The organism is Bacillus cereus group sp. N6, assembly GCF_016483705.1.
GTDB classification, from domain to species: Bacteria; Bacillota; Bacilli; order Bacillales; family Bacillaceae_G; genus Bacillus_A; species Bacillus_A wiedmannii.
This window is the reverse complement of record NZ_JAEHBI010000013.1, coordinates 70950-88840: the sequence shown is the minus strand read 5'-3', so window position 1 is coordinate 88840 and position 17891 is coordinate 70950. Positions and strand designations below refer to the sequence as shown.

Below are 17891 nucleotides of genomic sequence, written 5' to 3'. Positions count from 1 at the left end.
CATTCCCTTCAATTTAAACGCTCAATACGTTTCGCCCCGTATTGATAAACGAAACCGATACTAAATACTATGCTTACGACTAATAAAATGCCCGTCATCATGAAATCTTTCGTCGCAAGGGCGAATATAACTGTAAATATCACGCTACCGATAATAAGGATTGCATTTAATAAAGTAAGAAAATCTTTCTTCTTCTCTTCTCCCCCGACCGGATACAAATCAAGCCAAATCTTCATGCGGTGATGCTTCCATAAAGTTAAGAGCTGATAACCGATTAAGTATAGGAAGATAAGGCTTACGATAAATCGTCCATATAAAAACGGAATGAAGTAAAGAATAACTCCTCCAAGAGCGAGCAGGCGCACATACAAGCCGAAATAGTTACCAGATCGTAAAAACGTTCTCGTATATAAGTATAAATAGGTACGTTTTTCACCAATCATCGAAAGAATGAAATCGAGCCATTTTCTCCGTGCTACTCTTTCTTTTAATGCCGGTACATCAACGAACATATTCGCTATGCGATACAGCAGCATCATCTTCTTACCTTCTTCAGAAATTAAATACTCCCAGTTTAGCGGCTTTCCCTTCACCATTTGATGCAGTACTACAAGGTATAACATCATGAGAAGGACGATTCCGCCAATAAACATAACGGAAGTACGCTCTACAAGGCAGTACACAAATAAGCCGTTTAAAATAAAACGAATGAACCAATCTGCTCTTTGTATATTTTGATCTGTTAAAAATGACTTTTCCCACGCTACAAATAAGTTCCACGCTTTTACAATGACAAACGCGAGTACAATCCATATGTAAGCCGCTCCTGTTTGTTTCATTTGCTGGAAGTATAACGGGGCAAGCGCTGCCGCTACGATTGCGATTATGTATAACTGAATCATAAACGTAAAGAGAAATGCCTTTGTGAAGTAAGGTTTTAACTTTTCTTCAACTGGCAGCAAGTAAACGAGATCTGCTTCTTTTAATAACGTTTGAATAGATCCGGCCGTTAATACGAGACCAAGCAACACTGCCATAACGAGCGCCGCCGGAAATGAAGGTGTTAACGTTTGTAACCATTGCTGGTAATAGTACGCTCCTGCGCCGATAATGAATACGAAAATAAATTTTAAATGATCGTTAAATACGTATTTACTATATGTACGAACTTCTTTTAGAAAGTGACGAAATCGTTCTTTCCATAATGCTGTGCTATTCATAATCTTCTTCCTTTGTTAATGCAATATAAATATCATCTAACGTTGCACCCGGCATATTAAACTGTGATTGTAGTTCAGCTAATGTTCCCTTCGCTCTTACTTCACCTTGATGCAGAATAATGAACGAATCACAATAACGCTCTGCTGTCGCTAAAATATGTGTACTCATTAAAATGCCCGCGCCGCTCTTTTTCATTTGATCCATCATTTGAAGGAGTGATTGAATCGCTAACGGATCAAGCCCAACGAAAGGTTCGTCCACAATGTAAAGAGATGGCTCCACTAAAAACGCACTCATAATCATTACCTTTTGTTTCATCCCTTTTGAGAAATGAGACGGAAACCATTTTAAACGATTTTTCATACGAAATTCTTGTAATAGTTGTCCTACACGTTCTTCATATTGTTTTTCATCGACACCGTACGCCATCGCTGTTAGCTTCAAATGTTCTTCTAGCGTTAGCTCATCATATAATACTGGTGTTTCTGGGATGAACGAAAAACTAGAACGGTACGCTGTCATATCGTCACGAATTGTTTTCCCATTAATTGTGACAGTTCCTTTTTTCGGTTCCATTAAACCGATAATATGTTTAATCGTCGTACTTTTACCCGCTCCATTTAAACCGATTAAGCCGACAAGTTCGCCTTTATTAACAGAGAACGAAACATCTTTTAGTACAGGTCGTTTCGTATATCCTCCTGTAACATTTTCTACACGCAATAACTCGCTCATACGACACCACTTTCTTCATTAGTATTCATTCTATATTCATCTTACCAAAAATGGCGCTGTACTACATAGTATCGATGTCTTAAAAAAATTTTAAATTTGTTAGCATATATTTTTACGAAAGCGGACATCATAATTAGTGAAGAAGGAACACATTGAAAAAGCGACCACCAATTGATGAGTACAACAACATAGTTAAGTCATCATGAAATGGGGTGTCCATGTTGGACAAAGAAATTTACACATAACCAGATCATTTGTTTCATTTTCGAAACGGGGTGTCTCCGAAAGAGCATATACTGTTTTAAAAAATAAACAATTTCCTTTTATAAAGATTGCAATTCATTTCACTTGAAAATGGGGTGTCTACGGCAGAAACTTTAGCCGATTTACCGTGCATTTCTTAAATAAATGAGGTGTCTGCGAAACGTAAATTACGATAATGCTTTTTCAATCCCTCTTCAGAAAACAGGAAGCTGAGTCAGCTTCCTGTTTTTCGTGTTTGTTCTCTTATATAATTATGGTAAAATACGGCTAAGGCTACTTGAAAGGATGAGATCAATGAATCATACAGCAGATAATTGTATTTTTTGTAAAATTATTGACGGGCAAATCCCTTGCTCAAAAGTATACGAAGATGAACATGTGCTTGCATTTTTAGATATTAGTCAAGTAACAAAAGGACATACCCTTGTTATTCCAAAAGTTCACAAACAAGACATTTTTGCATTAACGCCAGAAATCGCATCACACATTTTTTCTGTCGTTCCGAAAATCGCAAATGCGATTAAAGCAGAGTTTAACCCAGTTGGCTTTAACCTACTTAACAATAACGGTGAAAAAGCTGGACAAACTGTGTTCCACTTCCACCTTCATTTAATTCCACGCTACGGTGAAAACGATGGTTTCGGTGCTGTTTGGAAATCACATCAAAATGAATACACAATGGAAAATTTACAGAACATCGCAAGTACAATTGCAAATAGTGTGAAATAGTGACACTATAATAAGAAGTAATACATAACAAGCCACTTTCCTAACGTGATTAAATATTGCAAGGCTTGTTTCTTCACTCAAGATGCCAGGGAACGTGCACCGCACAATTTTCTTTCCCTTATCTTAAAGATATGCATATTTTTTCACATCATGAATACGAACAAAAAATAAGGAGGTTTCCTTTTATGTCAAAAGCTAAATCCTTTATTACAGGTGTCATTTGCGGCGGAGCAGTTGCTGGACTAGCCGTTCTTTTCTCTACTCCTTCTTCTGGCAAAGCTATGCGCGGTAAGTTAAAAGAAAAAGGAAATGATATTAAAAAGACTTTAGCTGATATTACAGCTGATACAAAATTATTAAAACGTCAAATCGTTGAAACTGCTTCAGAAGGTAAAGAAGTGTTTCAAGAATTAAAAGACGATATGCACGATACGATTTCTAACTGGAAGCAAGACATTTCTCAAAACAAACGCCATATTGAGAAAGAGATTTTGGACATTCAAAAATCAATTGAGAAACTACAAGAAGCTGTTCCGGAAAAGGCGTAAACAAATTCCTGCTTAGTTTTTTGCATATAACAAATATTTTTTATATAAATCGACCTTAACACGGCATATCACACAGATATGCCGTGTTTTTATGCATTTACAATATATGTTATCACTTAACATGTAAGGACAACACATGTATTCACGACTCATAAAACGCTTCCATAGTTATGCATGATTTGTATAGAATGTCATTTTTCCGAAAAATTTTCACAATTCTCACAAAAAGACTTTATTAATTTTTACTTTACTGGCATAATAGATAGTAATGAAAAAGAATGTTAAAGTGGGTGAGTAAATGAAAAGTGGAGAAAAAGATTACTCGGTAAAAGAAGCGATGATTTTCAGCCAACGCATTGCTCAATTATCGAAAGCGTTATGGAAATGTGTAGAGAAAGATTGGCAACAGTGGATTAAGCCTTACGATTTAAACATTAATGAGCATCATATTTTGTCAATCGCTTATCATTTAAAAGGGGCTTCTATTTCTGAGATTGCTAAGTTTGGAGTTATGCACGTATCAACGGCGTTTAACTTCTCGAAAAAGCTGGAAGAACGCGGCTATCTTGTATTCTCAAAAAAAGAAGATGATAAACGAAATACGTACATTGAGATTACAGACAAAGGGGAAGAATTACTACTTCGCTTAATGGAGGAGTATGATCCTGAAAATAACTCTGTATTTAATGGGGCTCTTGCACTTCGTAATTTCTATGGTAAGTTCCCAGAAAATATCGAACTTATCGCTATCTTGCGCAACATTTACGGACAAGACTTCATCGATATTTTTGAGAAATCATTAGAGAATATTGAGGAGAATTTTACGGAATCCGATCAGAAGTTAGTTAAGAAGTAATCTATTTATTGTTTCGCAATCATGCTTAAGAATTCATTCATAAGCGGCTTAAATAAACCTTGTTTTGCTAGCGCTTCCGCAGTTTCGTGTACTTCGAGCTGATGTGGAAGCGCTTTTTCAAATTGATCTAACAGCGCATCGAACAAAAGAAGCCCTTCTGCTTTCTCCACTACATATTGCTCGTTCAATATTTCACAAAGATTTAGTATACGTTCAATATCTTTTTTACGAGCTTTTTTCTTTATGATCAAAGAATAAAATGGACACTTTTCTTCATCAATCATTTTAAATAGTAGGTCTACGTAGTATTCAGCTTGTTCTAATCTTCTAACAACGTCCATTTTCTCCCTCTCTTTCTAACACAAAGTCTTCTATTTCTGAATTTTATAACACGAACAAAATATCGTATGATACAATATATAAAGTATATGTATTTTACCAAAAGGAGGTCTCGCCTCATGACACTTATAACAGTTGTTTTTGTCGCATTCGCACTTCTTGTTATATTTTACACGAATTTCATGACACATACACTGTGTGAACGAAAACAAATAGCTGCGAGCCGCCAACCCGGTGTCTTTCGGGTTATTAATGTATGTATAACAATTTTATTAATTTCTAGTTATATAGAAATTATATTTCATGGAAAGTGAGGAAGGAAGCCCCTTCCTCACTTTTTTCCTCTATAAGCAAATTATACCTACTATAACCAATAAAATAAACAGTACAAGTAATAAAATAAGTTGAGAATTCATCCCCATCCCCTCCTCTTTTCTGTATATGCGGCATGCGCCCAATATGGAACACCTTCAAAATCTGACACGCACTGGTTAAATTTTCTTTATCAATATGAAATCGAGTCGAAATATGATATATTAAATTTTGTACATATTGCTTATACTATGAAATAAATGACACGCATCTTAACTTTATCCTCAGCCTCGGTAAGCCCTGTTAAGCGCGCTTTACCAATATACAAAGCAAAAGTATCAGTGAGACTTAATCGGGCTCTTATGAACTAAAATTCATTGGTGTAGGATAAATTAAAAATACATAATAGTAGGAGTGTTTATCGAATGAAGAAAGCTATGCTTGCCTTAGCCGCAACAAGTGTAATCGCATTATCAGCATGTGGAACAGGATCATCATCAGACAAAATCGTTACATCTAAAGCTGGTGACATTACAAAAGACGAGTTCTACAATCAAATGAAGACACAAGCTGGTAAACAAGTACTAAACAACATGGTTATGGAAAAAGTACTTATTAAAAACTACAAAGTTGAAGACAAAGAAGTAGACAAAAAGTTCGATGAAATGAAAAAACAATACGGTGATCAATTCGATACACTATTAAAACAACAAGGTATTAAAGAAGAAACTTTAAAAACTGGTGTGCGTGCTCAATTAGCTCAAGAAAAAGCTATCGAGAAAACAATCACTGATAAAGAATTAAAAGATAACTACAAGCCTGAAGTTAAAGCAAGCCACATTCTTGTAAAAGATGAAGCGACTGCGAAAAAGGTTAAAGAGGAACTTGGACAAGGTAAATCTTTCGAAGAGTTAGCGAAACAATACTCTGAAGATACTGGTTCAAAAGAAAAAGGTGGCGACTTAGGATTCTTCGAACATGGTAAAATGGTTAAAGAATTCGAAGATGCTGCTTATAAACTGAAAAAAGATGAAGTAAGCGAACCTGTAAAAACACAATTCGGTTACCACATCATTAAAGTTACAGACATTAAAGAGCCAGAAAAATCATTCGAGCAATCAAAAGCTGACCTGAAAAAAGAGTTAGTTGCGAAGAAAGCACAAGACGCTGAATTCATGAACGATCTTATGATGAAAGAAATCAAAAAAGCTGACGTAAAAGTTGAAGATAAAGATTTAAAAGATCTTTTCAAAGAGCAAAAAGCTGACGCTAAGAAAGACGAAAAGAAATAATGAAAAGCTCGGGATTAGCCCGAGCTTTTTTATGTATCCTCTTCATTAACGAAAGTTGATTTTGTCATTCATTTAACTAAAACCATCTTTTATGCATTTCACTTAAAAACGTTTCTTTTATTTTAAATCCAGAACTTTCTCCGATAATAGAATCAATCCCGCAATGCGGACAAACTGCTGTGTTATCATCATCCCACCACTCTGTAATTTTTTCTGGATGGAAAATTTCTAAACAATAGAAACAACCACATATAACATCCTTTTCTAAGTGCTTTCTATTACAAGAACAAAAACGATGTGCTTCCTCAAAATATTTTTCCATCAGTATCCCCCTATTCCCGATTTTCTCCTTTGGTTTACTTACATTCTTCTCAATAAAATTACAATTCTCCCTTAAAGAAAAACACAAAAAAACCTCGATTCACGCCACACGGAACCAAGGTTTATCTTATTATCATTGATTAAATTAAGAAACTATGTTAAATTAGTACAGAAACACGTTTTCAAAAATACACAGAACGTATTTATCCGTATCTTAATTGTACACCAAAACACATCTTCAGTCAACCTCTATTTTTCACTTTTAAAGGAGTGCTTACGTATGAACAAAAAACTTGATTTAGAGCAAAAACGATTGGATACCGTAATAGAAACGATTACGGAGCAAATTGATAAACTGGAAAACGAAACTGGCAGACGTCGGGCAGAAGTAATCAATATTCGTAAACACTTTTGGGATGACGTGAAAGTGAATACTGATACTTTCGATGATTATCTTGAAACAGTTATCAACTTGAGACAACAAGCTCAGTCACTAGCTGTCACACAAATTACCCATAAGCACACCTTTAATCGACTTGCCGCATTAAGACGTATGCATAAAGCACCTTATTTCGGACGAATTGATTTTAAAGAAGAAGGAGAATCTGCTGCGGAGAAAATTTATATCGGCGTAGCTACACTTACTGATGCAAGCGGAGAAAACTTTCTTATATATGACTGGCGCGCACCTATTTCGAGTGTGTACTACGATTATCCACCAGGACCGGCTGAATACAGTACACCAGGAGGCGTAATCCACGGTAATGTGGAGAAAAAATTACAATACATTATTCAAAATGGCGAGATTGATTCTATGTTCGATACGAGCCTTACAATTGGTGATGAAATCTTGCAACAAGCGCTTGGAAAAGGTACGAATAAACATATGCAAAGCATCGTCGCTACGATTCAGCGCGAGCAAAATGAAATTATTCGTCACGATGAAGGCCGACTCCTTATCGTGCAAGGAGCTGCTGGTAGCGGTAAAACGTCAGCTGCCCTGCAACGAATCGCTTACTTACTATATAAATATCGCGAATGGTTAAAAGCTGATCAAATTATTCTCTTCTCCCCTAACTCTATGTTCAACAGCTACGTATCTAACGTACTACCTGAACTCGGTGAAGAAAATATGCAGCAAGTGACATTCCAAGAATATTTAAACCATAGACTCAGTAAGTCATTTGATGTTGAAGACCCTTATGAACAATTAGAATATATGTTAACTGAAACGAATAGCCCTACCTATAAAACGAGAAATGCGAGCATTCGATTTAAAGCATCTACTCAATTTTTCGAGATGATTAGAGCGTACAGACAATCTCTTGAATCTTCAGGCATGCTATTTAGAGGAATGAAATTTAGAGGAAAGTTAATTGCTTCTGCTAAAGAAATTACAGAGCAGTTTTACAATACTGACTCCTCCCTCCGCTTCCATAATCGAATTGAAAAGTTAACGGATTGGCTAAATAAACAAATAGATGCAATTGAAAAAACAGAACTGAAAAAGCCTTGGGTAGAAGAGGAAATTGAATTACTTAGTAAAGATGAATACCAAAAGGCTTATAAATATTTACAGAAAAAAGGCGAGTTTGACGACAACTCCTTTAATGATTTTGAGAAAGAAACGAAAGTACTTGGACGTATGATTGTCCGTAAAAAATTGAAGCCGCTTCGTAAAGGTGTTCAAACATTGCGCTTCATCAACTTCACAGGCATATATAAACAACTCTTCACAGATGCATCATGGGTTGCTGGGGAAAAACCGAAAGAGTGGGACGATATTTGCTCCTTAACAGTAAACATGCTTGATGAAGGAAAGCTATATTACGAGGATGCGACTCCATTTTTACTGTTAAAAGAATTAATTGAAGGCTTCCAAACGAATAGATCGATTAAACATGTACTCGTAGACGAAGCACAAGATTATTCACCGTTTCAATTTGAGTTTTTAAAACGTCTCTTCCCTGCTGCAAGAATGACTGTACTCGGAGACTTTAACCAAGCGATATTTGCCCATGCGAGTGAAGCAGTGAATTTCAACACACTTACTAGCTTATACGGACCAGATGAAACGAACGGCATCAACTTAACTCGTAGCTATCGCTCAACAAAACCGATTATTGAATTTACACGTGCTCTCGTACCGGAAGGAGAGAACATTCACGCCTTTGAACGTGACGGTGAGAAACCTACAGTGACGAAAGTATTGAATGACAGCGAACTGCACGAGCATATTACTGCCAAAGTTGCTGAACTACAAAAAGAGCAGCACAATACGATCGCAATTATATGTAAATCTGCAGCTGAAAGCGCCGCTGCCTACGAAGCACTTCGTCATATCGACAATATTAAACTTGTGAAAAGTAACTCAGCCGAGTATGAGCAAGGCATTGTCGTGATCCCTGCTTACTTAGCGAAAGGTATCGAATTTGATGCTGTTATTATTTACAATACTTCTAAAGATGTATACAGCGACGAGAGCGTTCGTAGATTGTTCTACACTGCTTGCACGCGCGCAATGCATGAACTGCAACTTTATAGCGTTGGCGAGGTTAGTCCTTTTATACTTGGGGCTAATTCGGAGAGTTTTGAGCTTATAACGAAAACACCTTGATGATTCAAGGTGTTTCTTTTTTTATGCAGGATTTACACCTTAAAAATAGAATATATCAGTTTAGAAAAAGCTAAGGAGTGACAAGATGAACCATTATTTTATTGCTATTTATGACGGCGTGTTTCCTACCGAAAAATTACATACCATTTTACAATCTAATCCTACTTTTACTGACCTAAACATCCGCCCTCTCTCAATCTCATCACCAAGACCTATCACATTATTAGTTGGCGCAGAACACGATGCACTCACAACTGGTCTTACAGATACATACCATTTATTAACGAAAGAGTTACAAAAACTAGAAGAACAAGAAAAGTACTATTACGTATACGATTATAAAATTAGAAAGACTATCGAGAACCCTAGCGAAAAATGTCTTCCACTAGCCACAATCCATATAAGTATTACGCAATTCCATAAAATGATTCAAAAAGTAAAAGACTTAAAACGCCCTGTATTTGCAGGTTATCACATCATTTCTCATGACGCAGACATACTTACACTTGATGTACTTCTATCTTCACCTTTATTAGATCCTAACACTTCCGAAAAAAATGCGGAAGAATACTCCTATTTACAACAACTAGCTGAATCAATCTCTCGTTCTGAATTATGTATTTCTATTAAAGAGAGTGCACTTATTTAAACACGAAAAGAGGGTTATTTATCATAACCCTCTTCTACTATCTATTTACATTTGTACTTGATCATAATAATGAATACTTTTATAGACAACTTATATAAATATTAAGGTGTTTTTCTCATTCTAAATGAAATATCCTTACGCCGATATAAACTCAGCACGATCCCCATTATAAGCGCATGAAATACAGTCGGCGTTAATCCGTAACTAATAAAAGGTAAGGATATAGCAGCAATCGGCAATAATCCTAGTATCATTCCAACATTATAAATGAACTGGAATACAAAAAGAGTCACTCCACCAACAAGCAGCAATTTACCATACCGATCATTTATTTTATAAGAGATGACTATTAATCTTACTACAAAAAGCGAAAGAACGAAGACAAGAATGAGCGCAAGCCAATACCCATAATAGTAAGTCAAACTTGCAAATACAAAATCAGTATCCGGAGCAGGGATGAATTTTATATCTCCATATGTACCAAACCAACCTGCTGACGACACCGCCTCTTTTAAACGTATATACATAAACCCTGCGCCACGTGCATCACGCTCTGGATTTATATATGCTAAAAAGGTAGGCCAGTAGTAATTTTTCACTGAATGTAAGGAAAAGGACATCCTAATAACAAATAAGCAAATGGGCACAGCTGTAATAATCACTGCCGTTTTCTTTCCTAATTTACTCCACCAAAGCATAACGAAGACCATCGTGATATAAATAAACATCGTTGAAAAAGCGGCTCCAATTAAGAATAAATACAGAGAAAATAAATATAGGGCGACAAGATACCTAACTTTCAACCTACTATTATTGAAAAAAGAAGCCCAAGCTAGAAAAAAGAACGGCACTGCCATTAAACGACTAATTGCAACGGGACCAATTTTTATTAACGGTTCTCCAGCCACCAAAACGTTCGGAAAATAATTTAATATTAACAAGATAAGTGCCCCAATTGTATAAAACAGCCACCCGAATCTTTCTAACTTCCGATAATCAGTCAGCATCATAACTACAACTGTTGCAATACCGAGAATAACAGATATCACTTTATTCATTAGTAAATCATTCATATATCCAAAAGCTATAACCGGTAAAAACCCTAACCCCATAGCAGTCACTAATAAAATAAGTAAAAACCAATCCACCTTTGGCTTATGCAGTTTGTTAAGTTCTCGCCCTAATTTACTCGGACTTCCCATTTGTTCCACAGCTTTATTTTCAGCAACTTCCTCACTTAATCCTTTTTCTATCCATGTGTTCTTTGCCTGTTTTAAGTGAAACTCTAGTTCAGTTGCTACAAAATCTTTCGCTTCTTTTGATTTAATATGATTCGTAACCTCGCTTACAAAACGCTCCCCTTTTTTATTCAATTTCTCCTCACTCCTGTACTAAGCCTTTTAATATAAATTGTACCTTCGTAACATTTTTTTCTGCCTTTCGCAGCATCTTTCTTCCTTTATCATTTAATTGATAATATTTTGCTCCTGCATGATCCCAGCTAGATTGAATAAAACGATTCTGTTCTAGACGATGTAATACGGTATATAAAAAACCTTCATTTCCTTCGAATTTTCGAATCCCTCTCCCTCGTAACAGCTGTGACAATTCGTATCCTGTTTTTTCATTACTGAGGAGTTGTAAAATGGCTAAAGAGATGTCCTCTTCCTTTTCGTGTGATGCATTGATTTTTTCGCGCACCCGCTTTCGGTGTTGATCAGAAAAACTCAAATGTTTAAACGTTGTATTCTCCATTGATTTTCGCAGGCCTTTTAATCGATCTTCCATTTGATTATTCCTCCAATCCTTTCTTCAAAAGCTCCTTCGCTTTTTTCAGTCTCGTTTTTATCGTGTTTTCTTTCACGTCTATTACAATAGCAATCTCTTTAATTGATAATTCTTCATAATAAAATAGATAAATAACTTCTCGATATTTTATCGGTAAATTCATTACTGCAGAAGCGAGCTCACGGTCCTCCGCATTTTGAATGACAATTTGTTCGACACTATCATTTTGAACCCCAATATAAGCAGATTCATCCTCTGCCACGATCACCTTTTTGTTATACCAACTCTTTATATAGTCCTTACATTGATTAATCGCAATTCTCCATAACCACGTTTTCACATTCGACTTCCCTTTGTATGTATGAAGAGATTTATAACATTTCACAAATATATCTTGCGTTACATCCTCAGCAACCTCTTTATTATTTACATATGAATACACAAGTTGTAAGACTTCTTGTCCATACTTGTTCATGATTTCATCGATAAGGAGTTCCTTATCTTCTATTTCAAACGCTTCTACCGTTAATTCATCCACATCATTTCCTCCTTCCCATATATTAGACGACGTACTGTATGGAAAAGTTTTATAAATTTATAAAAAAAATCCGTTTGGCAATAATGTTTTTTATAAATCACTTCCTCAGCAACTTACATATAATAAACCGAATAGTCGTTACAATACATTCACATAAAGAGCGCCTCTCTCCCAAGGCGCTTTTTAAGTTTGCAATAAGGATTTTGTGTTAGTTTTCTATCGTCAAGATTCCCCTCATCGCTAAATGAAAAAGAGAACCCATTCAATCGAGTCCTCTTCCCTCCTAACACTCACTTAAAGAATCTAATATTTCATGGTCATACAAAGATGGCTTGATAATATCAAAACCAATAAATTCTTCATACTTCTTATCTGCAAAATAAAATACAACGTTTTGAAATAACACTTTTTGCAAATGAATATCCTGAGAAATTCTAAATGAGTATATGTATTTATTATCATTTGAAGCTTTCTTTTTATATATTTTACTTCTATTTGTTAATCCTTTTAATTTACGAGCATTTTCTCCAAAAAACTCAATCCCCACTATACGATCAAATTGATCTATATCTACATTCAGTTTTGGATTTTCTTCCAACTCTTCAGTCGATTCAATCTCAATTTCTGAAGTGAATGGAATTACATACAGATATGCCATCTGGATTTCAGGGTCATAAGTAATTAATTTTTTCATGCTGCACCTCATATCCGTATTCATTTGTCTTGTTCCCTATTTTAAAACATAATACAATTGAAATGTAACTTAATAAGCTATAACTAGTAGGTGTGATAATCATCTCTTCCATTTTGAAAAAAGGGGGGAGGTGATAGAATGATCGCGATGTTTGTAATTAAATTAGTGTATGGTATCCTAACCGGAGCTGGCGTTGTCATCGGTAGAAGATACGTCGGTCCGTGGCTAATTTCTGTATACAAAAAAGCGAGAACCACCCTGCTTCGTGGAAAAGGTAAGGGCGGTTCTCGGCTAAAACGTTAATGTAATTGTCTTATAACCGCATCTACTACCACCACAATAGTAAGTTAGGTTACACAAGGCAGAAGTTTCTCAGGCTTCTGTCTTCTTTATTTTATGCAAAATTCATACTATATACTCTATCATCATTGTAACACATTTTATTTATTTTTAGTCAAGGTCAACAAATGATGATTATTATCCAATTTCGTTATCTTAAGATATATTCCCTCCTTATCTAAGGGCAGATTGTATCGTAAGACAAAAAAACAAAAGAGTTCAGACTACCTTCTGACGGCAATTCATCTCCACCTGAATTGTTGGGTTTCACCCGTAACACAAATCAGATGGAGCCTTCTTGCCGAAAAGGATAAAAAACACCTGAAGAGGTTCTCTTCAGGTGTTTCTCTATTTTACGCTAATGCAGCTGCTTGTTCTTGTTGATCTACAGGAATGACAGCGTCTGTTAATGCTTTTTCTAATTCAGCTGTGTATTTCATTTGCTCTTCTTTGCTCCAGCCTAGTTTCGCAGCCATGTAGTTGATTACTGCTTCTTTCCACTCGTATACCCAGTGGATGTTGAAGAACACAGCGCCTCTGCGGCGTACGAAGAAGTCAACTGGTTTTGCTGTCATTTCGTAATCCATTGCGTATACAAGTGGGATTAGAACGTCTAGCGGCATGTTGTATTCTTTCGCTTCGTCTTTATGTTTTTTCGCTAAGTCGAACAGTACGTCAACGTTAGAGCCATAGAATTTCGCAAATTCTTCTGCTTGTGCTTTCGTTAAACCAGATTTCGTACCCTCATCTGCTTTTTTCGCAACGAATGCTGGGAATCCGTGTGAACCACTTACATGTCCACCAGAGATTGGCATATGTTTCGTATCGCTCTTCGGATATGCACTATGACCTTCTTTTTGTAGTAGGTTCGTTACGTAGTCTACTACCATTTCAGCCATTTTACGGTATCCTGTTAATTTACCACCTGCGATTGTAATTAAACCAGATTCAGAAGTCCAAATTTCATCTTTACGAGAAATTTCAGATGCATTCTTACCTTCTTCATAAATTAACGGACGTACACCAGCCCAGCTTGACTCCACATCTTTTTCTGTAATTTTCACACTTGGGAACATGTAGTTAATCGCGTTAATGATATATGTGCGATCTTCTGTTGTCATGTGCGGTACAGCTGCGTCTTTATCATAGAACGTATCTGTTGTACCTACGTATGTTTTTCCGCCGCGAGGAATCGCGAACACCATACGTTTATCTGGTGTATCGAAGTAAATAGCTTGCCCTAGTGGGAAACGTTTTTGGTCAATTACTAAATGCACACCTTTTGATAACTGAAGTACTTTTCCTTTTTTTGAGTTATCTTTTTCACGAAGTGTATCTACCCAAGGACCAGCTGCGTTTACAATTTTCTTACCATACACTTCATACACTTCGCCATCTAGTAAATCGATTACACGTACACCGCATACTTTTCCATCTTTATATAAGAAACCGTCTACTTTTGCGTAGTTAACAGCTTTCGCACCGTGTTCAATTGCTTCTTTCATTACTTCAATTGTAAGACGCGCATCGTCTGTACGATATTCTACGTAGTAACCGCCGCCTTTTAATCCTTCTTTTTTTACAAGAGGCTCTTTGTTTAATGTTTCTTCACGGTTAAACATTTTTCTGCGCTCGCTTCGTTTTACGCCTGCTAAGAAGTCATATACACGAAGACCAATTGATGTACTGAATGATCCGAACGTACCGCCTGTATGGAACGGAAGTAACATCCACTCTGGTGTTGTTACATGGGGACCGTTCTCATATACGATCGCACGCTCTTTCCCCACCTCTGCTACCATTTTCACTTCAAGTTGTTTTAAATAACGTAGACCACCGTGTACAAGCTTCGTTGAACGACTTGATGTACCTGCTGCAAAGTCCTGCATTTCAAACACAATTGTTGATAACCCGCGTGTTGCTCCATCTAATGCAATACCAGAACCAGTAATACCTCCACCAATTACGATCACATCTAACTCTTGTTTATTTACTCCGTTTAATACGTCTTTACGTTGTTTACTTGAAAATTTCATGGTAATTCCTCCCTTTGATAACGAAAAAAGAGACCACGAACTCCGCTATAGATTTCGCCTCTATAGCGTGTTGTGGTCTCTCCAAATCTCCTACCGAATTATTAACTTGTCACCATTATAACACTGTTTATGATTATTTGAAAGCTTTTGTTGCTTCAATCGCTTTTTTCCATCCAGCATATAGCTCTTCGCTTGTTTTCGCTTCCATCGTTGGTTCAAAGCGTTTGTCCATATGCCACTGTTCTTTAATTTCATCTTGGTTTTTCCAATATCCAACCGCAAGACCAGCTAAGTATGCTGCACCTAAAGCTGTCGTTTCATTGATTACTGGACGCTCTACAGGAACATCTAAAATATCACTTTGGAACTTCATTAAGAAGTTATTTTTAACTGCTCCGCCATCAACGCGTAATGTTTTCAGTTCAATGCCTGAATCTGCTTCCATTGCACATAATACATCTTTCGTTTGGTACGCTAAAGATTCTAGTGTTGCACGAATGAAATGCTCTTTCGTCGTACCGCGCGTTACACCAAACATAGCGCCGCGTACTTCACTATCCCAGTACGGTGTACCTAATCCTACGAATGCTGGTACCACGTATACACCGTCAGTTGATTCAACGCGAGAAGCATATACTTCACTCTCACTTGCATCTTTAAACATGCGCATTCCGTCACGTAACCACTGAATTGCAGAACCTGCTACGAAAATACTTCCTTCTAATGCATAGTTTACTTTACCATCTATACCCCATGCAATTGTTGTTAATAGGCCATGCTCAGAAGCTACTGCTTTTTCTCCTGTGTTCATTAACATGAAGCAACCAGTTCCGTAAGTGTTCTTCGCCATACCTTCACCGAAACAAGCTTGTCCAAATAATGCTGCTTGCTGGTCACCAGCTACACCTGCAATCGGTATATTTTGACCGAAGAAGTGATAATCAATTGTTTCTCCATATATTTCAGATGATGGACGTACTTCTGGAAGCATGCTCTTTGGCACTGTTAACATGTCTAGAAGCTCATCATCCCACTGTAAGTCGTGAATGTTAAACATTAATGTACGTGATGCATTTGAGTAATCCGTTACGTGCGCTTTGCCGCCGGACAATTTCCATACAAGCCACGTATCAATTGTTCCGAATAATAGATCGCCGTTTTCTGCTTTTTCTCTTGCACCTTCAACATTATCTAAAATCCATTTTACTTTCGTACCAGAGAAGTATGCGTCAATTAAAAGACCTGTTTTTTCGCGAACCATTTCGCTATAACCTTTTTCTTTTAGCTCATCACAAATTTCAACTGTTTGACGAGATTGCCATACGATTGCGTTGTAAATTGGTTTTCCAGTCGTTTTATCCCATACAACCGCTGTTTCACGTTGGTTCGTAATACCGATACCAGCGATTTGTTCTGGTTTTACATCTGCTTCACTTAAGCAAGTTGCGATAACTGCTAAAATAGATCCCCAAATTTCTTGTGCGTTATGCTCTACCCAGCCTGGCTTTGGAAAATGTTGTGTAAACTCTTTTTGAGCTGAATGAACAATTTCACCTTTTTTATTGAAAAGAATTGCGCGTGAGCTAGTTGTTCCTTGGTCTAAAGAAAGAATATATTTTTTCATAATGGTTTCCCCCTATGCTACTTTTCTACTATTTGTAGTGCTTTCACTTTTTTTACTTGTCATATAAGAGATTGCTAGTACAATCACAGTTGCAATAATCACATAAATAAGTGCTGCATTTTGTTTTCCTTCAAATACAACTTGATGGAATAATCCTGCAAGTGATCCACCTAGAATTGGACCAACTACTGGAATCCATGCATACTTCCAGTTCGACCCGCCTTTTCCTGCAATCGGAAGGAAGAAGTGTGCGATACGCGGACCTAAATCACGAGCCGGGTTAATCGCGTATCCTGTCGTTCCACCTAATGATAAACCAATACTTACAATTAAGAAACCTACGATAAATGGATTTAAACCATCTGCAAATTTATTTGCTCCAATTGCTAATATACCAAATACTAAAACGAATGTTCCAATCATTTCACTTAAAAGGTTTGCAAATGTGTTCGGAATTGCTGGACCTGTTGCAAATACGCCTAACTTTGTTCCTGGATCTTCTGTTTCTTTCCAGTGTGGTAAGTAATGTAAATATACGATAACTGCCCCGATAATTGCCCCAATCATTTGTGCTGCGATATAACCTGGTACGTCACTCCATGGGAACGCTCCCTTAAATGCTAGTCCTATCGTTAAAGCCGGATTCAAATGTGCCCCACTAATTGATCCAACTGCATACGCTGCCATAGCAACTGCTAAGCCCCAGCCCATTGTAATAACAATCCATCCAGAATCTTTCGCAAACGATTTCTTTAAACTTACACCAGCACAAACGCCGCCACCAAGTACGATTAACAACGCTGTCCCTATTAATTCCCCTAAAAATGCTGACATAAAATCCCTCCACAATCAATTTAAATGCGTTCAAATGTGATAGAGGTAAAATGAATGGCCATTCGTTTTTTCAAAAGAAAAAGATCCACAGCTTACATGCTTCTATATAAAAATATATAGAAACAATAAAATGTGGATCTCTTCTTTTCTCCGTC

20 protein-coding genes are annotated in these 17891 nt (G+C 36.7%); 8 read left to right on the top strand and 12 right to left on the bottom strand.

All coding sequences use genetic code 11. The features are described 5' to 3' along the window. Positions 1-8: 8 nt before the first annotated feature. Both ecsB and ecsA read right to left on the bottom strand, forming a co-directional pair. On the bottom strand, positions 9-1220 hold the full coding sequence (ecsB, locus tag JDS99_RS12405; protein ID WP_098133217.1) for an ABC transporter permease EcsB: 1212 nt from the start codon (positions 1218-1220) through the stop codon (positions 9-11). After that, entirely contained in the window at positions 1213-1956 is a 744-nt protein-coding gene (ecsA, locus tag JDS99_RS12400) for an ABC transporter ATP-binding protein EcsA (RefSeq protein ID WP_053565078.1), read from the bottom strand. The genes ecsB and ecsA overlap by 8 nt, the downstream gene beginning before the upstream one ends. 558 nt (positions 1957-2514) lie before the next feature. Here ecsA and JDS99_RS12395 point away from each other — a divergent pair. The 3 genes from JDS99_RS12395 (at position 2515) to JDS99_RS12385 (ending at position 4353) form a co-directional block, all read left to right on the top strand. Continuing rightward, on the top strand, positions 2515-2949 hold the full coding sequence (locus JDS99_RS12395; RefSeq protein ID WP_001016840.1) for an HIT family protein: 435 nt from the start codon (positions 2515-2517) through the stop codon (positions 2947-2949). A gap of 185 nt (positions 2950-3134) precedes the next feature. After that, entirely contained in the window at positions 3135-3497 is a 363-nt protein-coding gene (locus tag JDS99_RS12390; RefSeq protein ID WP_087985644.1) for a YtxH domain-containing protein, read from the top strand. Between the two features lie 298 nt (positions 3498-3795). Beyond that, complete coding sequence (locus tag JDS99_RS12385) at positions 3796-4353, top strand: HTH-type transcriptional regulator Hpr (RefSeq protein ID WP_000834920.1); 558 nt, start codon at positions 3796-3798, stop codon at positions 4351-4353. A gap of 5 nt (positions 4354-4358) precedes the next feature. Here JDS99_RS12385 and JDS99_RS12380 read toward each other — a convergent pair whose 3' ends face one another. Then, a complete protein-coding gene (locus tag JDS99_RS12380; protein ID WP_000383652.1) occupies positions 4359-4694 on the bottom strand; it encodes a DUF1878 family protein in 336 nt (111 codons plus the stop codon). A gap of 117 nt (positions 4695-4811) precedes the next feature. On the opposite strand from JDS99_RS12380, the gene JDS99_RS12375 reads away from it, so the two are divergent. Beyond that, the gene (locus JDS99_RS12375) at positions 4812-5006 is read left to right on the top strand and encodes a hypothetical protein (RefSeq protein ID WP_000172690.1); all 195 of its coding nucleotides are present in this window, start codon (positions 4812-4814) and stop codon (positions 5004-5006) included. A gap of 30 nt (positions 5007-5036) precedes the next feature. Here JDS99_RS12375 and JDS99_RS32580 read toward each other — a convergent pair whose 3' ends face one another. Further along, complete coding sequence (locus JDS99_RS32580) at positions 5037-5150, bottom strand: hypothetical protein (RefSeq protein ID WP_002007073.1); 114 nt, start codon at positions 5148-5150, stop codon at positions 5037-5039. Positions 5151-5429: 279 nt separating this feature from the next. Between JDS99_RS32580 and prsA the strand changes: the two genes are divergently transcribed. After that, on the top strand, positions 5430-6296 hold the full coding sequence (gene prsA / locus JDS99_RS12370; RefSeq protein ID WP_088062326.1) for a peptidylprolyl isomerase PrsA: 867 nt from the start codon (positions 5430-5432) through the stop codon (positions 6294-6296). A 76-nt stretch (positions 6297-6372) separates the two neighbouring features. Here prsA and JDS99_RS12365 read toward each other — a convergent pair whose 3' ends face one another. Then, a complete protein-coding gene (locus tag JDS99_RS12365; RefSeq protein ID WP_087985646.1) occupies positions 6373-6618 on the bottom strand; it encodes a cytoplasmic protein in 246 nt (81 codons plus the stop codon). A gap of 279 nt (positions 6619-6897) precedes the next feature. Between JDS99_RS12365 and helD the strand changes: the two genes are divergently transcribed. Both helD and JDS99_RS12355 read left to right on the top strand, forming a co-directional pair. Beyond that, positions 6898-9234, top strand: a complete 2337-nt coding sequence (gene helD, locus JDS99_RS12360; RefSeq protein WP_199695141.1) for an RNA polymerase recycling motor HelD — start codon at positions 6898-6900, stop codon at positions 9232-9234. Positions 9235-9319: 85 nt separating this feature from the next. After that, on the top strand, positions 9320-9883 hold the full coding sequence (locus JDS99_RS12355; RefSeq protein ID WP_098133219.1) for a hypothetical protein: 564 nt from the start codon (positions 9320-9322) through the stop codon (positions 9881-9883). A 101-nt stretch (positions 9884-9984) separates the two neighbouring features. Here JDS99_RS12355 and JDS99_RS12350 read toward each other — a convergent pair whose 3' ends face one another. The 4 genes from JDS99_RS12350 to JDS99_RS12335 all read right to left on the bottom strand — a co-directional run bounded on the left by JDS99_RS12350 (position 9985) and on the right by JDS99_RS12335 (position 12903). Continuing rightward, positions 9985-11256, bottom strand: a complete 1272-nt coding sequence (locus JDS99_RS12350; RefSeq protein WP_199695140.1) for an FtsW/RodA/SpoVE family cell cycle protein — start codon at positions 11254-11256, stop codon at positions 9985-9987. A gap of 7 nt (positions 11257-11263) precedes the next feature. Beyond that, a complete protein-coding gene (locus JDS99_RS12345; protein WP_088062319.1) occupies positions 11264-11671 on the bottom strand; it encodes a PadR family transcriptional regulator in 408 nt (135 codons plus the stop codon). 4 nt (positions 11672-11675) lie between these two features. Then, the gene (locus JDS99_RS12340; protein ID WP_060489197.1) at positions 11676-12209 is read right to left on the bottom strand and encodes a sigma-70 family RNA polymerase sigma factor; all 534 of its coding nucleotides are present in this window, start codon (positions 12207-12209) and stop codon (positions 11676-11678) included. Positions 12210-12492: 283 nt separating this feature from the next. Next, a complete protein-coding gene (locus JDS99_RS12335; RefSeq protein ID WP_088062315.1) occupies positions 12493-12903 on the bottom strand; it encodes a DUF2283 domain-containing protein in 411 nt (136 codons plus the stop codon). A gap of 138 nt (positions 12904-13041) precedes the next feature. Here JDS99_RS12335 and JDS99_RS12330 point away from each other — a divergent pair, with 138 nt between their 5' ends. Next, positions 13042-13206: a hypothetical protein gene (locus JDS99_RS12330; protein WP_000561154.1), complete on the top strand. Its 165-nt coding sequence runs from the start codon at positions 13042-13044 to the stop codon at positions 13204-13206. A 389-nt stretch (positions 13207-13595) separates the two neighbouring features. Here JDS99_RS12330 and glpD read toward each other — a convergent pair whose 3' ends face one another. The 3 genes from glpD to glpF form a co-directional block, all read right to left on the bottom strand. Next, positions 13596-15278: an aerobic glycerol-3-phosphate dehydrogenase gene (gene glpD / locus JDS99_RS12325; RefSeq protein WP_064473814.1), complete on the bottom strand. Its 1683-nt coding sequence runs from the start codon at positions 15276-15278 to the stop codon at positions 13596-13598. A gap of 133 nt (positions 15279-15411) precedes the next feature. Further along, positions 15412-16902 (bottom strand): glycerol kinase GlpK, encoded by a 1491-nt coding sequence (gene glpK, locus JDS99_RS12320; RefSeq protein WP_088062314.1) that lies wholly within the window; start codon positions 16900-16902, stop codon positions 15412-15414. A gap of 12 nt (positions 16903-16914) precedes the next feature. Continuing rightward, positions 16915-17736: a glycerol uptake facilitator protein GlpF gene (glpF, locus tag JDS99_RS12315; RefSeq protein ID WP_088062312.1), complete on the bottom strand. Its 822-nt coding sequence runs from the start codon at positions 17734-17736 to the stop codon at positions 16915-16917. Between the last annotated feature and the right edge of the window lie 155 nt (positions 17737-17891).

Bases quoted from the DNA above. Each gene is read 5' to 3' on its own strand.
- ecsA (WP_053565078.1), bottom strand. From the start codon at position 1,956: ATGAGCGAGTTATTGCGTGTAGAAAATGTTACAGGAGGATATACGAAA.
- JDS99_RS12355 (WP_098133219.1), top strand. From the start codon at position 9,320: ATGAACCATTATTTTATTGCTATTTATGACGGCGTGTTTCCTACCGAA.
- JDS99_RS12395 (WP_001016840.1), top strand. From the start codon at position 2,515: ATGAATCATACAGCAGATAATTGTATTTTTTGTAAAATTATTGACGGG.
- JDS99_RS12380 (WP_000383652.1), bottom strand. From the start codon at position 4,694: ATGGACGTTGTTAGAAGATTAGAACAAGCTGAATACTACGTAGACCTA.
- ecsB (WP_098133217.1), bottom strand. From the start codon at position 1,220: ATGAATAGCACAGCATTATGGAAAGAACGATTTCGTCACTTTCTAAAA.
- JDS99_RS12345 (WP_088062319.1), bottom strand. From the start codon at position 11,671: ATGGAAGATCGATTAAAAGGCCTGCGAAAATCAATGGAGAATACAACG.
- helD (WP_199695141.1), top strand. From the start codon at position 6,898: ATGAACAAAAAACTTGATTTAGAGCAAAAACGATTGGATACCGTAATA.
- JDS99_RS12385 (WP_000834920.1), top strand. From the start codon at position 3,796: ATGAAAAGTGGAGAAAAAGATTACTCGGTAAAAGAAGCGATGATTTTC.
- JDS99_RS12330 (WP_000561154.1), top strand. From the start codon at position 13,042: ATGATCGCGATGTTTGTAATTAAATTAGTGTATGGTATCCTAACCGGA.
- JDS99_RS12365 (WP_087985646.1), bottom strand. From the start codon at position 6,618: ATGGAAAAATATTTTGAGGAAGCACATCGTTTTTGTTCTTGTAATAGA.
- prsA (WP_088062326.1), top strand. From the start codon at position 5,430: ATGAAGAAAGCTATGCTTGCCTTAGCCGCAACAAGTGTAATCGCATTA.
- JDS99_RS12390 (WP_087985644.1), top strand. From the start codon at position 3,135: ATGTCAAAAGCTAAATCCTTTATTACAGGTGTCATTTGCGGCGGAGCA.
- JDS99_RS12335 (WP_088062315.1), bottom strand. From the start codon at position 12,903: ATGAAAAAATTAATTACTTATGACCCTGAAATCCAGATGGCATATCTG.
- JDS99_RS12375 (WP_000172690.1), top strand. From the start codon at position 4,812: ATGACACTTATAACAGTTGTTTTTGTCGCATTCGCACTTCTTGTTATA.
- glpF (WP_088062312.1), bottom strand. From the start codon at position 17,736: ATGTCAGCATTTTTAGGGGAATTAATAGGGACAGCGTTGTTAATCGTA.
- glpK (WP_088062314.1), bottom strand. From the start codon at position 16,902: ATGAAAAAATATATTCTTTCTTTAGACCAAGGAACAACTAGCTCACGC.
- glpD (WP_064473814.1), bottom strand. From the start codon at position 15,278: ATGAAATTTTCAAGTAAACAACGTAAAGACGTATTAAACGGAGTAAAT.